The sequence below is a fragment of the Alsobacter sp. SYSU BS001988 genome (assembly GCF_054796215.1).
Genome location: NZ_JBTAMK010000001.1, coordinates 744999 through 760318 on the forward strand (window position 1 = coordinate 744999; position 15320 = coordinate 760318).

A 15320-nucleotide genomic window follows, 5' to 3' on the forward strand; every position below is an offset into this window, starting at 1 on the left:
CGGCCCGGTTGTGGGGGAAGCTATGGAGCGAGACCCCCAGCGTCAAGGGACGCGTCACGCAGCTTTGATCCGCGCCAGCGCGGCGTCCAGCGCGCCGGGCGCGATCTCGTCCACTCTCGGCCCCGCCGTCCAGATCAGCAGGCAGCGGACCGGCCGGTCGGGATAGAGCCGCGCCAGGAGCGCCCGGTACACGGCGAGCTGCGCCACATAGGTCTCGGGCGGCGTCTCGGGCGGCGCGCCGGTCTTGAAATCCGCCACCATGACGGCCTCGGGCGTGACCGCCAGGCGGTCGATCTGTCCGGAGACGCTGGTCGCGGGCTCGCCCGGCCTCAGCTGGAGGGATCCGGCGATGGGCGCCTCGGCCCTGCTGAGGGGGCCGAACAGGGCGGCGAGCTCGGGACGGTCGAGCACCGCCAGCACGTCGCGCACCAGCGCGTCGCGGCGCTCGGCCTCCATCGACCCGGCGCGCGCCGCCACGAGCCGCTCGGCCGCAAGGCGGCGCAGGGGCGCAGGGACGCCCGGCAGGGTCTCCAGCAGCGTGTGGACGACCCGCCCGGCGACGCGCGCGTCGCGGCCCCGCGCGCCGGCGCCGGCCCTGGCCGGCGAGGCGTCGGCCGCCTCGACGGCGCTCGACGGGCGCAGCGGCGGCCGGGCCGCCGTCTCGGCCGGAGCGGGCGCGGCCAGCCATGCGGGCGGGGGCGGCTCGGCCGCGCGCGCGAGGCCGGCGGACGCCTCCTCCCGCGGAAACGGCCGCGACTGGCGCCGCAACACCTGGCCCGGCTCGCCCTCGGCCGGGCGGGCCTCCATCAGGGGCTCCAGCGTGGCGCGGATCATGTCGTACCAGCAGCGGTCGCCGCGGCCGTTGGCCCCCTCGAAGCCGCAGACATAGAGACGGTCGCGGGCGCGCGTCATCGCCACGTAGAGGAGCCGGTGATACTCGTCGCGGGCGGCGTCGCGGGCGCGCTGGCGGCTGGCGCGGATCACGCGCGAATCGCATTTCTGGCTGGGCGACCAGACCGGCAGGTCCAGCTCCTTCGCGCCGTCCCGGTAGGACAAGGCGAGGATGGGATGGTCGTGATGGCCGTTCGGGGCCGAGCAGGTGTCGGCCATGAACACGATCGGGGCCTCCAGGCCCTTGGCGCCGTGCACCGTCATGACGCGGACCTCGCCGCGGCCGGCCTCCATGTCGCGCTTCACCGTCAGGTCGGCGGCCGACATCACGCTGAGGAAGAGCCCGAGCGAAGGCGTCTCGCGATGCTCGTGGTCCAGCGCCAGCCGGAGGAACTCGTCCACGGCGTCGCCGGCCTCGGGACCGAGCCGGGACAGCATGGCCCGGCGCCCGCCGTCCGGCCCCAGCACGGCGGCGTAGAACCCGAACGGGCCCGTCGAGGCCGCCAGCCTGCGCCAGCGGTCCAGCCGCTCGCGCGCCGGCGCAAAGCGCGGATCGACCGCCCGGTCCAGCGCGGCGGACAGGCTCCCCGGGCGGTCCGCCGCGAGGTCGTAGAGGGCGTCCTCGTCGAGGCCGAACAGAGGCGATTTCAGCGCCGTCGCGAGCGTCAGGTCGTCGCCCGGCAGCAGGCAGGCCCGGCCCAGCGCCACGAGGTCCATGACGGCGATATGACTGGTGAGGGCCAGCCTGTCGGCGCCCGCCACAGGCACGCCGGCGTCCTTCAGGGCGCGGATCACGGCTTCGAAGAAGGCGTTGCGGCTGCGCACCAGGATCAGGACGTCGCCCGGCGAGATCAGCCGCCCCGCCTCGTCGCCGACGGTCGACCAGCGCCGGACGAGGCGGGCGATCCGCCGCGCCAGGCGCACGCTGGGCGACCCCGCGTCGGGCTCGTCCAGCGGCTTCGCCCAGGCGTCCGGCTCGACGGTGACGGTTGGCGTCTCGGGATCCCAGATCTCCAGCAGCCCGGGCGCCTGCGGCCGGGCGCTCTCGTGCACGGTCCTGACCGCGTCGCCCCGGTTCAGGCCGGCGAAATGCGGCTCGATGGAGAACACGTCGTCCACCGCCCGCAGCACGTCGGGGGTCGACCGGAAGGACAGCGTGAGCGGGCGCTCCCGCCACGTCCAGCGCGCCGGCGCCTCGGCCTCGAGGGCGCGGATATGGTCGGCGAAATGCTTGCGGGCGCGGTCGAAGGCCTCCGGCGACGCCCCCTGGAAGGAGAAGATCGACTGCTTGGGATCGCCCACCGCGAACATGGTGCGGATCCGGTCGGTCTGGCCGGCGCCGGAGAAGAAGTCCTCGGTGAGCTGGGTCAGGATCCGCCACTGCGGGTCGCTGGTGTCCTGCGCCTCGTCGACCAGGATGTGGTCGATCCCCTGGTCGAGCTTGTAGAGCACCCAGGCCGCCTCGCTGCGCTGGAACAGCGCCAGCGTGCGGGCGATCAGGTCGTCGAAGTCCAGCGCGCCGCGCTGGCTCTTCTGCGCCGCGTAGTGGGCCAGCACGCCGTCCGCGAGCACCAGCAAGGCGTGCGTGCGCGCGACGGCTTCGGCCGCACGCCTTCGGTCGAGCAGCGCGTGAACCCGGTCGCGCTCCGCCCGGAGCCGCTCCGCCAGAGCCGAATGGGCGGCGCAGAAGCCCCTGGTCAGGAACGTGGAGTCCGCGAACGGCTCCTGGTCGGTCTTCTTCAGGAACGCCGCCAGATAGGCCTCGACCCGCTCGGCGCCGCTCGCATCGCAGGCCCGCCGCAGCGCGTCGGCCCTCTTCTGCTCTGTCGTCCCGAAGGTCTCCAGCGTCGCGATGACGCCCGGCCACTCGGCCGGCGCGAAGCCGCCCTCGACGATGAGGCGCTCGACGTCGGAGACCGTCTCGCCCGGCGCCAGGCCCAGCGCCTCGGCCAGCCGGCCGGCCAGCGCCGCGAGGCCATCGCGCCCCCGCCCGAACCGCTCCAGCACCGGGCCGAGCTTCAGGGCATGATCCATCAGCTTGACGAAGCCGTCTTCGCCCGCGACTTCGTTGACCAGCGCGAGAGCCTGCGCCAGGTCGGGGTCGCCATCCCGGACCGCGTGCGTCAGCACATGCATGCGGGCGGCGGCCATCATCTCGGCGGCGGTGGCGTCGTCCAGCACCTCGAACCGGGCCGCCACATTGGCCTCGAACGGGAAGAGGTGCAGCACGCGCTCGCAGAAGGCGTGGATGGTCTGGATCTTCAGCCCGCCCGGCGTCTCCACCGCCCGGGCGAACAGCCGGCGCGCGCGCGACAGCCGCGCCGCATCCGGCCGCTGGCCGTCCAGCGTCTCGATGGCGCTGGACAGCTCGGCGTCGTCCAGCGTCACCCAGGAGGCCAGGATCTCGAAGACGCGGTTGGCCATGTTGGCGGCCGCCGCCTTGGTGAAGGTCAGGGCCAGGATCCGGCCGGGATCGATGTCCTCCAGCAGGAGGCGGATGATCCGCTGCGACAGCACATAGGTCTTGCCCGCCCCCGCATTGGCGGACACCCACGCCGAGACCTTCGGGTCGGACGCCTCCAGCTGCGACAGCCGGGTGAGCTCGGGGATGACGAGGCCCTGGCTCATGCGCCGCCCTCGTCGCCGTCGTCGCCCGCCAGCGACCATTCCTTCACCCGGGCCAGATGGTCATAGGGCGCGTAGGACTTGGCGAATTTGGGATAGGGCCGCGAGACATAGGCACGCTCCCCGGCGCGGTGCTCGGCGATGGCCTGCGTGAGCCGCGCCAGGTGGTCGAGCGCCAGCTCGTCGACGTCGATCGGGTTGCGGGCGTCGGGAATGCGCCGCTCGAAGCCGGGCTCCGCCGCCCCGGACAGCTTCACATAGGTCAGCTCCCGGGCGCTCAGCCCCGCCGGCGCGCCCTCGAAGGCGCCCAGCTTCGCCATGGCGGCCTCCAGCGTGAGCTGCGGGCTGAAGCCGACCCGCACTTCCTTGACGCCGGGGGTCGCGCCGGTCTTGAAATCCACCACGGCGAACCCGCCGTCGGGAAGCAGCTCGATCCGGTCGGCCCGGCAGGTCAGCACGAAATCCGCTCCGTCCGGCATCGGGATGGTCAGCTTCGCGCCGATCTCGGCCAGCACCGTCATGCCGGGCAGGCGGCGCTGCTTCTCCCACTCGGCCACATAGGCCGCCATGCGGACGAAACGCGGCCACCAGAAGGCCACGACGTCCGGCCGGTCGCGCAGCTCGGGGCTCTTCTGGAAGGCCTCGCGGCCGAGAGCCACGAGCTCGGCCGCCGGGTCGGCCGGCAACGCCGTCGGATGGGCCTTGCCGAAGCGTCCCACGACGTCGTGGACCAGCACGCCCTTGATGGCCGCGGAGGGCTCGCCGGCGATCTCCTCCAGCGGCTCGAGGCGCAGGACATGCTTGGCGTAGATGGCGTAGGGATCGCGCACCAGCGTCTCGATCTCGGTGACGCTGAGCCGGGCCGGGGTCCTGTCCGCGGGCGGGATGGGCTTGGGCCGCCGCGCCGGCGACACCGCAACGGGGTGGTCGAGCGAGCGGGCCAGGGCGAGCAGGCGCCGGCCGCCCTCCTCGCAGCGGCGCCAGGCGTCCTGGCCGGCCACGGCCTGCATGCGCTGGAGGAAGCGCGAGCGCACCGTCGGGTCGCCGCCGCGCTTCAGGGCGCGCGTGACCACGACCTTGCGGGCGCCGAGCGCCTGGACGAAGTCGTGCGTCGTCTGGCCCACCCGGCGCTCGGGCGAGGGCAGGCCGAGGTCGCGACGCATCGGCCGGTTGAGGAAGGCGTCGGTGCGGACCTCGGGGGGCCAGGTCTTCTCGTCGAGACCGCCCAGCACCACGAGGTCGGCGGAGAGCAGGCGCGCTTCGAGCAGGCCCCAGATCTTCAGCCTCGGGTGGCCGCCGTCGGGACGGCGGGCCACGCGCCCCGCCATCAGGCCGGAGAAGAAGGCCGGGTAGTCCGCCATGCGGCCCTCGACGCCGCTGGTCAGGGCGAGCGTGGCCTCGTCGAACACCGCGGCGAGCTCCTCGCCCGCCGGCCCCTCGAAGGCGTCGGCGTCCTCCTCCGGCCCGGCCGTCGCTATGGCGGCGACGGCCGCCGCGTGGTCGGCCGCGAGCGCGACGAGGTCAAGGCGGCCCGGATGCGGCCCGGCGAAGGGGCCGAAGGCGGCGACGAGCGCCGCGACCACCTCCCGCGCCGCCGCCCAGTCGGCGTCGCGCAGGCGCTTGCGCGGCCAGGCGTGCCGCTGGTCGGGATCGCGGGTCGCCGCCTCGGCGGCGTCGATGGCGGCGGCCAGTTCGGAGAGGCCGGGCCGCAGCGCGGGCGCGCGCAGCACGCCGATCTCCAGCGCGGCGCGTCCGCGCAGCACGGTGGCGCGGGCGAGGCCGAGGCGGCACAAGGGGTGGTCGAGGAGCGCCAGCAGGTTGACGGCCGCAAAGCCCTCCGCCGCGGCCTCGGCCGCCAGCCGCGCCAGCCCGCCCGGGCCGGTGCGGCCCAGCGGCATGCCGGCCGAATCGTCGAGGACGATGGACCAGCGCTTCAGCTCGGCGCAGACGCGCTCGGCCAGGGTGCGGTCGGGCGTGATCAGGGCCGCGGTCGCGTCCGGGTCCTCCAGCGCCTCGCGCAGGGCCACCGCGATGGCCTGCGCCTCCTCGCGGTCGTCGGCCGCCTCGATCACCCTCAGGTCGGCCAGGGCGGACCTGACGACGGTCTCGGAGAGGCGGCCCGTCTTGCGCGCCCACAGGTCCGTGGTCTCGGCCGGACGCAGCGCCTCGGAGAGCAGGCGCTCGCGCGCCTCCAGCGCCGGCGCGGGGCGGCCCAGCTCCTCCACCTCGTCCCGGCCGACGCCGAGATCCGCCAGCAAGCGGCACAGCAGGGCCTGCGGGTGGCCGGGATGGCCCGTCCCGAACAGGTCGTGGCGCTCCGGGATGGTCTTCCACGAGGCCTCGTCCAGGCGCTTGTCGAGCCCGGGCAGCACCACGGCTCCGCGCGGCAGCCGCGCCACCGCGCCGATGAGCGCCGCCGTCGCCGGCATGGAGCCCGTGGAGCCGGCCACGATCATGGGCGCGTCCGGCCGCTCGCGCAGCAGCCGCGCGGCCTCGCCGGTCAGGATCGTGTGGCGGCGGAGGGAGGCGTCCATGACGCCCAGTTCGGCGGCGCGCCGGGGCCAGAACTCCGCCGCGATGGCCAGGAAGTCGCGGGTGATCTTCCAGTAGGGGTCGAACCGGTCCGGCACCAGCCTGTGGATGTCGTCGACGGACTTGCCGTGGATCGCGAGGGTGTCGATGAGGGCGCCGAGGTCGCCCGCCAGCCCGAGCGCGTCGGCCGGGGACGAGGGCACGAGCAGCGGCTCGGAATCGCCGAGCTTCATCATGGCGGCGCCCACCCCGCGCGCCCAGGCGAGGATCAGGTTGGCGAGTTCGAGCCGCCGCTGCGCGTCGAGAGCCTCGGGCGGCAGCGCCGCCGCGTCATGGGCCGCCAGCGCGTCCTGGGCTAAGAGCGCGTCCGCGCCCGCGCCGCCGATCGCCTCGAACAGGCTGGCCTCCTCGGCGTCGTCCACGTCGCCGAGCGGCACGATCCGGGGCAGCAGGACCGCGCCCGCCTCCATGCGCTGCGCCAGCAGGGTCGCGAGCGCCCGCGCTGCGCGGCGGGTGGGCAGGAACAGCGTCGCCTGCGAGAGTTGCAGCGGGTCGGAGAGATCGGGCCAGCCGGGGATGATCCGCCCGCCCAGCAGCGCGTCCGCGAGCGTCGCCAGGAAGGGCGACCCCGGCGAGATCGTGAACAGGCGGGCGGCGGCCCCGTGCATTCAGCGGGCGCTTTCCAGGATCTGTTCCTCGGCCAGCGCGATCGCCTCCGGGGTCCCGACATGCAGCCACAGGCCGTCGAGGCGCAGGCCGTAGAGGCGCTCGCGCTCGGCGGCGCGGTCGAAGAGGCGGTTGAGCGAGAAGGGCCCGTCCGGCGTCCCCTCGAACAGCGCGGGCGAGAGCGCCAGCACGCCCGCATACACGAAGGGCGCGACCTGCCGCTCGGCCCGGCGGACCAGGCGTCCCTCGGGCGTCATCGCGAAGTCGCCGACGCCGTCATAGCCCGTCGAGGTCGCGGTGGCGGCGACCAGCATCAGGATGTCCATGCTGGCGGGGTCGAAGGCTTCGCCGAGCCGGGCGAGATTGGGGCGCGGGCCGTCGATCCAGAACGAATCGGCGTTGAGCACGTAAAAGGGCCGCCGGCCGAGATGCGGCAACGCCTTCTTCACGCCGCCGCCGGAATCCAAGAGCTCGGCCCGCTCGTCGGAGATCACGATCCTGGGCGCGCTGCGGCCGCTGAGGTGCTCCTCCATCTGGTCGGCCCGGTAATGCACGTTGACGACGGCGGTCGTCACCCCGGCCTCGGCCAGGGGATCGAGGATGTGGTCGATCAGCGTCTTGCCGGCCACCCGCACCAGGGGCTTGGGGATGCTGTCGGTGATCGGCCGCATGCGGGTGCCGAGCCCCGCGGCGAGCACCATGGCGTGGTCAGGACGGGACGGATGCGAAGCGGAGGGCATGAGCCGAGGGGTTCCGGTCTGGGGGAGCGGAGGGCGGCTCAGGCCGACGCCTCCTGCCCGTGCGCCGCGAAGAGCGACGGCAGATTCGTCTCATACCAGACCTTCAGGTCCGACAATACCGGGTGGGAGAGATCGCGCCGGATATAGCGCTCGATCCGCGGCAGGTGCCGCAGATACTGGGGCTTGCCGTCGCGCCGGTCGAGGCGGGCGAAGATGCCGAGGATCTTGGTCGCCCGCTGCGCGCCCAGCACCGCGTAGGCGCGGGCGAAGTCCCCCATGTCGAAGGCCGGGTCCGCCGACCGGCGCAGCCGGGCGTAGTGGCTGACGAGCTTCAGCTCGAGCTCCTCCGGCACGTCCACCCGCGCATCCTGCATGAGCGAGACGCAGTCATAGGCCGGATGCCCCAGGAGGGCGTCCTGGAAGTCCAGCAGCCCGACGCGCTGCACGCCCTCGCGGCGCGGCAGCCAGATCAGGTTGGGAGAGTGATAGTCGCGCAGCGTCCAGGTCGCGGGCGAGGCCACGATGGGTTCGAGCGCCTCGCGCCACAGGCGGACGAAATGGCTGCGCACGGAGCCCGAGACCTCGCTGCCCAGCACGTGCGGCACATACCAGTCGAGCACCAGCTCGGCCTCGATCAGATAGGCGTCGACGTCGAAGGGCGGAATGGCGTAGCGCGCGTCGTCGAGGATGGGCAGCGTCGTCGGCAGTTCGCGGCCATGCAGGGTCGCCAGCACCGCCGCGGCTTCGGCGTAGCGCTCCGGGATGGGGCCGTTGCGGTCGACGACAGGCTCGTCGCCGAAGTCCTCGATCAGCAGCAGTCCGACGTCGAGATTCGCGGCCAGGATCGCCGGCGCGCTCAGGCCTTCGTGGCGAAGCCCGTCCGCCATGGCGACGAAGGGGTGCACGCTCTCGGCCAGGCGGGCGATGGCGCTGTAGGGCTTGCCCATGCGCACCGGCGGGCCGTCCGGCCGGCGCGGCGAGATCATCAGGATGGCCCGCTGGTCGCCCAAGGTGAGCCGCTCATAGGCGCGGGTCGAGGCGTCGCCCTGCAGGTGCTCGCGACGGGCGCTGGCCCAGCCGGCCTGCGCCAGAAGGTCATGGGTGGCGTGCGCCCGCTCGATCCGGGCGGCCCAGGCGCCGAGCCCGGTCAGCACGGCGCGGCGCCGCGCGTCGCCCGCCGAGGCGTCGAGGCTGAGGGCGACGTCGAGCCGCTCGGTCGTCAGCAGGAAGCCGGCCCGCTCGGGCCATTCCACCAGCACCAGCGAATCCTCGGCGGCTTCCTCCCAGCCGAGCTCGGCCAGCTCGTCCGCGCCGCCGATGCGATAGAGGTCGGCGTGCACGATGGCGAAGCGTGGCCCCGCATAGCTCTGCATCAGCGTGAAGGTCGGGCTCGGCGCCTCCAGGCTGGGATCGCCGGTCAGCTCGCGGATCAGGGCGCGCGCAAAGGTCGTCTTGCCCGCGCCGAGGTCGCCCGACAGGGTGACCAGGTCGCCCGACTGCATGATGGGCGCAAGCTCCCGCGCGAGCCGCGCCGTGGCGGCCTCGTCCGGCAGGTCGATGATCCATCGCGCCTCGGGCAACGACGAGCGTCCAGGGTCGTCGACCATGACGCGGCCTCCTCACTCCGCCGCGGCGCGCGCGGGAACACCATTCAGGGGGAACACGCAGGTCACGACCGTCCCCCGGTCCGTCTTCGATGCGATGCTGACCTTGCCGCCATGCAGCTCCACGAAGGAGCGCACGATCGACAGGCCCAGGCCCACGCCGCGATGGCGCGATCCGCCTGAATGACTCTCGAATCGGTCGAAAACCCGGTCGAGCAGTTCGGGCGGGATGCCGCGTCCCTCGTCGCGCACGCGGAACACGATCTCGGCCTCCCGGCGCTCGGCCGTCAAGGTCACGGTCTGGCCCTCGCGTGAGAAGCCGACCGCGTTCGAGAGCAGGTTGAACAGCACCTGCCGGACGCGCTTGCCGTCCGCCACCATGCCGCCGATCGAGTTCGGCACGTCCAGCACGAGGTTCAGCTTCAGCTCGGCGATGCGGTCCTGCACGCCGGCGACCGCCGCGTCGATCGTTTCGCGGATGTCGACCTGGCCGAGCGTCAGCGCCATCTCGCCGGTGTCGACCGTGGCGAGATCGAGAATGTCGTCGATGATGGCCATCAGGGCCGCCGACGAGCGCATGATGTGCCCGGCATATTCCTTCTGGCGCTCGTTGAGGGGCCCCACCGTCCCGTCCGCGAGGAGCTGGGTGAACCCGATCACGTTGGTGAGCGGCGAGCGCAGCTCGTAGGAGACGTGGTGGACGAAGCTCTCGCGCAGCTGGCCGGCCTTCTCCAGGGCGTCGTTGCGCTCGGTCAGGGCCCGCTCGACGTTCACGGTCGCGGTGACGTCCACGAAGGTGATCAGCGTGGCGCCGTCCGGCAGCGGCGCGGCGGCGCAGTCCAGCACCGACCCGTCGCGGCGCTCCATGCGCATCGAGAAGCCCTGCCGCATCTCGCTGAGGCCGGCGACCGCGCCCCGGATGGCGTTCCAGGCGTCGTCGTCCGGGTGCTGCTCGCGCGCCTGCGCCACGATGGCGTCGATGTGGGGGCGATCGGCGATCAGGCTGTTGGACAGCCGCCACAGGCTGGCGAAAGCCGGATTGTGGAGCTTGAGGCGCCCGTCCGTCCCGAACACGGCGACGCCTTCCTTGAGGGTGTCGAGCGTCTCGCCCTGCACCCGCAGCAGGGCGTTGAACTGGGTCTTGAGCTGGAAGCGCTCGGTGACGTCGTCGAACAGATAGGTGACGCCGCCGTCCGGATTGGGGTTCGTGACCACCCGCAGCGTGCGCCCGTCCGGCAGGTACCAGGAGGTCTCGCGCGGCTCGACGGCCCGGTAGGCCTCCAGCAGGGCCTTCTTCCAGCCGCGGTAGTCGGCCTGCTCGGGCAGGCGCCGCTCGTTGCGCAGGCGGTCGAGGATCTCGCCGTCGGTGGGATGGCTGTCCAGATAGGCGGCGTCGAGCTGCCACAGGTCGCGATAGGCGGCGTTGCAGAATTTCAGCCGCTTGAGGTTGTCGAACACGGCCACGGCGGTCGGCAGCTGGTCGAGCGTCACCGCGTGGTTGTCGTTGAGGCGCGCCAGTTCGAGCCGCAGCGCCTCGCGGTCCGACACGTCCGTGGCCATGCCGACGGAGCCGTCGGCGGCGGTGACGTCGAGCACCTGGAAGATGCGGCGCTGTCCGGCCGACACCGCCGCGCATTGGCCGTCGAACTGGCCCGTGCGCATCCGCGCCCGGAGGGCCTCGTCCCGCGCCTGCTTGTCGAGGAGCTCGACCCCGGCCGAGATGGCCTCCGCCGCGTCGGGCGCCTCGACGGCGCGGGCGTAGGCCTGGTTGACCCAGGCGAGCCTGCCCTCCGCGTCGCGCCGCCACAGCGGCTGCGGCAGGGCGTCGAGCAGGGCCTGGAAGCTCTGCACGTCGGCGGTGGCCTGCTGGATCCGCTCGCGCAGATGCAGCAGCTCCAGCCTGTCGCCCGAGACCTCCCGGATGCGCAGGACGGCGCGGCCCATCACGGGCCTGCCCTCGGCCTCGAGGATGCGCCCGGCCGTGCTGCGCACCGTCATGCGGAAGCCTTCGCCGCGCTTCTTGAGGCGGTCCACGGCCGCCTCGATCGCCTGCGCCTGGGCGGAGGGCAGCCAGGAGCCGAAACCCAGAACCCGGCGGGCCGCGAGGGTCTCGCCGATCACCGCGAGGTCGCCCTCGATGACCGGCTCGCCCGAATGTCCGCCCCAGGCGATGACGAGCTGCGGCTCGGCCGCCAGCAGGATGTCGGCCCTGTCGTTGCGGGCGCGCAGTTCGGCGTTCTCGGCCGCGATGACGGCCTCCCGCTCGTGCCAGCGCCGCCATTGCGTGAGATGGATCAGGGCCGTCGTGGTGGCGAAGGCCACCAGCCCCATGAAGACCGCCAGGCCGACGGCGCCATGCGGGTCGACCCGCTGGGGAAGGTTCAGGAGCGTGTCCAGGAACGTCGCGGCCGGGGCCGCCCCGCCGGCGAGCGCCAGCGTGCCGCCCGCGAGCGCGGTCGAAGCCGTCAGCCTGCGGATGTGGACGAGCAGCGTGCGCGACGATCTTCGGCGGTCACGACGGATTCCGTGCTCCTGCCGTCCATCGGCCATCCTCGCCCATCCTCTGACATTCGCGCCGACAGGCCCACGAGCCGCTGCGCGCTGCGCACCGGATCGACGGGCCCGAAAGCCGCCCCACCCACCCAGGCACGCGCCGCTCGCGCCCTGGTCGATCGATTGCTCGGGCCGCCCCCAGCCCACGCGTCCGTCTTCGTCCGGTCCGCCGAATCAAGCTCACAATAGACTCGCCTCGACTCCGCCCGGAAGTGGTTAACGTCGCCTTGACGGTCACTTTCGGCGCCCCGAAACGAAACAACCCGGCCGTGTTGCGGCCGGGTCGCGGTTTCGGTGCGGAAAGCTTCAGCGCTGCGGCCGAAGAACCCCTCAGTAGCGATAATGGTCCGGCTTGAACGGTCCCTGCTGGGGCAGGCCGAGATAGCTGGCCTGCTTGTCGGAGAGCTTCGTCAGCCGCACGCCGATCTTGTCCAGATGAAGCGCCGCGACCTTCTCGTCGAGGTGCTTGGGCAGCGTGTAGACCTTGCGCTCATACTCGCCCTGCTTGGTCCAGAGCTCGATCTGGGCGAGCGTCTGGTTGGTGAAGGACGCCGACATCACGAAGGACGGGTGGCCCGTGGCGTTGCCGAGGTTCACCAGGCGGCCTTCCGACAGAACGATGATGCGCTTGCCGTCCGCGAACTCGACCTCGTCGACCTGCGGCTTGACGTTGTGCCACTTCTGGTTGCGCAGCGCGCCGATCTGGATCTCGCTGTCGAAGTGGCCGATGTTGCACACGATCGCGCGGTCCTTCATGGCCCGCATGTGGTCGATCGTGATCACGTCGACATTGCCGGTCGCGGTCACGAAGATGTCGGCGCGCGGCGCGGCGTCCTCCATGGTGACGACCTCGTAGCCCTCCATGGCGGCCTGCAGGGCGCAGATCGGGTCGACCTCCGACACCATCACGCGGCAGCCGGCGTTGCGCAGCGAGGCGGCCGAGCCCTTGCCGACGTCGCCGAAGCCCGCGACCATCGCGACCTTGCCGGCCATCATGACGTCGGTGCCGCGGCGGATGCCGTCGACCAGCGACTCGCGGCAGCCATAGAGATTGTCGAACTTGGACTTGGTGACGCTGTCATTGACGTTGATGGCCGGGAAGAGGAGCTTGCCCTCCTTCTGCATCTGGTAGAGGCGATGCACGCCCGTGGTGGTCTCCTCGGTCACGCCCTTGATGGCCTGGCCGTTGCGCGCGTACCAGCCCGGATGGCTCTTGAGGCGCTTCTTGATGGCCGCGAAGAGGACTTCCTCCTCCTCGTTGGTCGCGCCGTCCAGGAAGGCCGTGTCGCCGTTCTCGGCGCGGATGCCGAGATGGATCAGCAGCGTGGCGTCGCCGCCGTCGTCCAGGATCATGTTGGGCGTGCCGCCGTCCGACCAGTCGAAGATGTTGTGGGTGTAGTCCCAGTAGTCCTCGAGGCTCTCGCCCTTGATGGCGAAGACCGGCGTGCCCTTGGCGGCGATGGCGGCGGCGGCGTGGTCCTGGGTCGAGTAGATGTTGCACGACGCCCAGCGGACGTCGGCGCCGAGCGCCTGGAGGGTCTCGATCAGCACCGCGGTCTGGATCGTCATATGCAGCGAGCCGGCGATCCGGGCGCCCTTGAGCGGCTGCGACGGCCCGTATTCGGCGCGCGTCTTCATCAGGCCGGGCATTTCGGTCTCGGCGATCGCGATCTCCTTGCGGCCCCAGTCGGCGAGGCCGATATCGGCGATGCGGTAGTCGTTGAAGTGGTGAGTCATGGCTCGGCCCCGGTTGGTGGCGATGAAACTGTGGCGTGCTCTATAGCAGCGACGCGTCAAGGCGGCAATAAAGATATAAAGAAATCTTTATACGTCTGTGCGCGTCAGCACAGCGGCTCGACCGCGGCGTCCAGCGCCCGCACGAGGTCGCCCGGGGCGAGACGGACCTGCAGGCCGCGCTGTCCTCCATTGATGAAGACGCGGGAGTGGCCGAGCCCGCCGGCGTCGACGAAGGTCCGCACCGTCTTCCTCTGCCCGAACGGGCTGATGCCGCCGACTTTGTATCCGGTCGACCTCTCGGCGTCCGCCGGCTTCATCATCTGGGCGGACTTGCCGCCCGCCGCCGCCGCGAGCCGCTTCATGCTGACCTCCCGGTCGGAGGGAACCACCACGCAGACGGGCTTCATGTCGACCAGCGCCATCAGCGTCTTGAGCACGCAGCCGGGCTCCACGCCGAGGCTTTCGGCCGCGTGCAGGCCGATCTGCGGCGCCTCCGGGTCGTACTCGTAGCGGTGAAGGTCATAGGACACGCCGAGCCTGTCGAGGGCGGCGGTGGCGGGCGTTCGGTTGGACATGCGAGGGCCGTGCGGATCGGGACGGGACCCGACGTGTTTAGGCCCTGGCGCGTCCAGGCGTAAGCGGTACGGCGAAACCCGGATGCGGTTTGTACCGATTGTTTGCGCACCGGCCTGAACCTTATTCTGAGCATCGGCGTTCACTCGCCGCGTCCGTTCGCGGGCGCTTCCTCCCTGGACTTGGGCCGCCTCGTGCGGCCCTTTCTTTTTTCGCCAGCGCTCGCCGCCGGCGCGCGCGCCGCGCATGCCCGGCGCGCTTTCCTGATCATGACGTCGGGGCCGCGTCTGCGCTAACCCTGTGCGGGAGCGCGGGCCCGCGCTGCGCCGAGACGGAACCCGCATGCGACGCGACCACATCGACCGGAAGGCCATGGCGCTGCTGACGGCGCTCTGCGCCCTATGGGGCGTCCAGCAGGTCACCGCCAAGATCGCCCTGGAGGGCGTCAGCCCGGTGATGCAGGCGGGCCTTCGCTCCTGCGGGTCCGCCATCCTGCTCGGCGGCTGGGCCTGGAGCCGGGGGATCCGGATCATCGGCGACGACGGCGCCTGGAAGCCCGGCCTCGTCGTGGGCGCCCTCTTCGCGCTGGAGTTCCTGCTGCTCTACCAGGGCATCGCCTGGACGACCGCGTCGCGCGGCATCGTCTTTCTCTATACGGCGCCGTTCACGGTGGCGGCGGGCGCGCACTGGCTGTTCCCCAAGGAGCGGTTGGTCGGCTGGCAGCTCGTCGGCCTCTTCGCCGCCTTCGCGGGGGTGGTCCTGGCCTTCGGGGACGGGCTCGCCTCGCCGGACTGGCGCGCGCTGGCGGGCGACGCCCTGTGCTTCGGGGCGGCCGTGCTGTGGGGCGCGACCACCCTGGTGATCAAGACCACGCGGCTCGCCTCCATCAGCGCCACCCGCACGCTGTTCTTCCAGCTCTTCGTATCCGGCGTGGCGCTGACGCCGCTGTCGCCGCTGCTCGGCGAGCCGGGCGTGGTCAGCCTCACCCCGGCGGTGCTGGCCGCGCTGGCCTACCAGACCGTGGTGGTCGGCTTCGTCAGCTATCTGTGCTGGTTCTGGATGATCGCCACCTATCCGGCCGCGCAGCTCTCCGCCTTCACCTTCCTGACGCCGCTGCTGGGCGTGGCCGCCGGCTGGGCCTTCCTGGGCGACCCGCTGCGGCCGGGCTTCGCCGGCGCGATCGCGCTCGTCTGCCTGGGGATCTGGCTCGTCAACCGACGGCCCACGATCGCCGCGTGAGTGTCCCATCGGCCACACGGGTCCCTCAGCGGCCCGCCGCGGGTCGGTTCTTTCGCCCGGCAGGGTTGGCGGGCCCGGCCTCATTGGCTAGTCCTCGGATGATCGACGCATCGGCCCGCCTTGCGGCCGTTTAAACCCGCGACAACCGAAAGATTCCCGA

The 15320-nt window shown here is 72.2% G+C and carries 8 protein-coding genes; 1 reads left to right on the forward strand and 7 read right to left on the reverse strand.

Going from position 1 to position 15320, the window contains the following annotated elements; all coding sequences use genetic code 11:
* Window positions 1-54: 54 nt before the first annotated feature.
* The 7 genes from addA to ybaK form a co-directional block, all read right to left on the reverse strand.
* Window positions 55-3519 carry a double-strand break repair helicase AddA gene (gene addA, locus ACYVO7_RS03155; protein WP_460448377.1) on the reverse strand — a complete coding sequence of 1155 codons (3465 nt, stop codon included), beginning with the start codon at window positions 3517-3519 and terminating at the stop codon, window positions 55-57.
* Window positions 3516-6716, reverse strand: coding sequence for a double-strand break repair protein AddB (gene addB, locus ACYVO7_RS03160; RefSeq protein WP_460448378.1), 3201 nt, complete (start codon window positions 6714-6716; stop codon window positions 3516-3518). Before addB ends, addA begins: the two co-directional genes overlap by 4 nt.
* Window positions 6717-7454, reverse strand: coding sequence for a nucleotidyltransferase family protein (locus ACYVO7_RS03165; RefSeq protein ID WP_460448379.1), 738 nt, complete (start codon window positions 7452-7454; stop codon window positions 6717-6719).
* Window positions 7455-7492: 38 nt separating this feature from the next.
* Window positions 7493-9061, reverse strand: a complete 1569-nt coding sequence (gene tsaE / locus ACYVO7_RS03170) for a tRNA (adenosine(37)-N6)-threonylcarbamoyltransferase complex ATPase subunit type 1 TsaE (protein WP_460448380.1) — start codon at window positions 9059-9061, stop codon at window positions 7493-7495.
* Window positions 9062-9073: 12 nt separating this feature from the next.
* A complete protein-coding gene (locus ACYVO7_RS03175) occupies window positions 9074-11608 on the reverse strand; it encodes a PAS domain-containing sensor histidine kinase (protein ID WP_460448381.1) in 2535 nt (844 codons plus the stop codon).
* A gap of 333 nt (window positions 11609-11941) precedes the next feature.
* Window positions 11942-13348 (reverse strand): adenosylhomocysteinase, encoded by a 1407-nt coding sequence (gene ahcY / locus ACYVO7_RS03180; RefSeq protein WP_460448382.1) that lies wholly within the window; start codon window positions 13346-13348, stop codon window positions 11942-11944.
* Between the two features lie 104 nt (window positions 13349-13452).
* On the reverse strand, window positions 13453-13923 hold the full coding sequence (ybaK, locus tag ACYVO7_RS03185; RefSeq protein ID WP_460448383.1) for a Cys-tRNA(Pro) deacylase: 471 nt from the start codon (window positions 13921-13923) through the stop codon (window positions 13453-13455).
* Between the two features lie 340 nt (window positions 13924-14263).
* Here ybaK and ACYVO7_RS03190 point away from each other — a divergent pair, with 340 nt between their 5' ends.
* Window positions 14264-15160, forward strand: coding sequence for a DMT family transporter (locus ACYVO7_RS03190; protein WP_460448384.1), 897 nt, complete (start codon window positions 14264-14266; stop codon window positions 15158-15160).
* The last annotated feature ends 160 nt before the right edge of the window (window positions 15161-15320 follow it).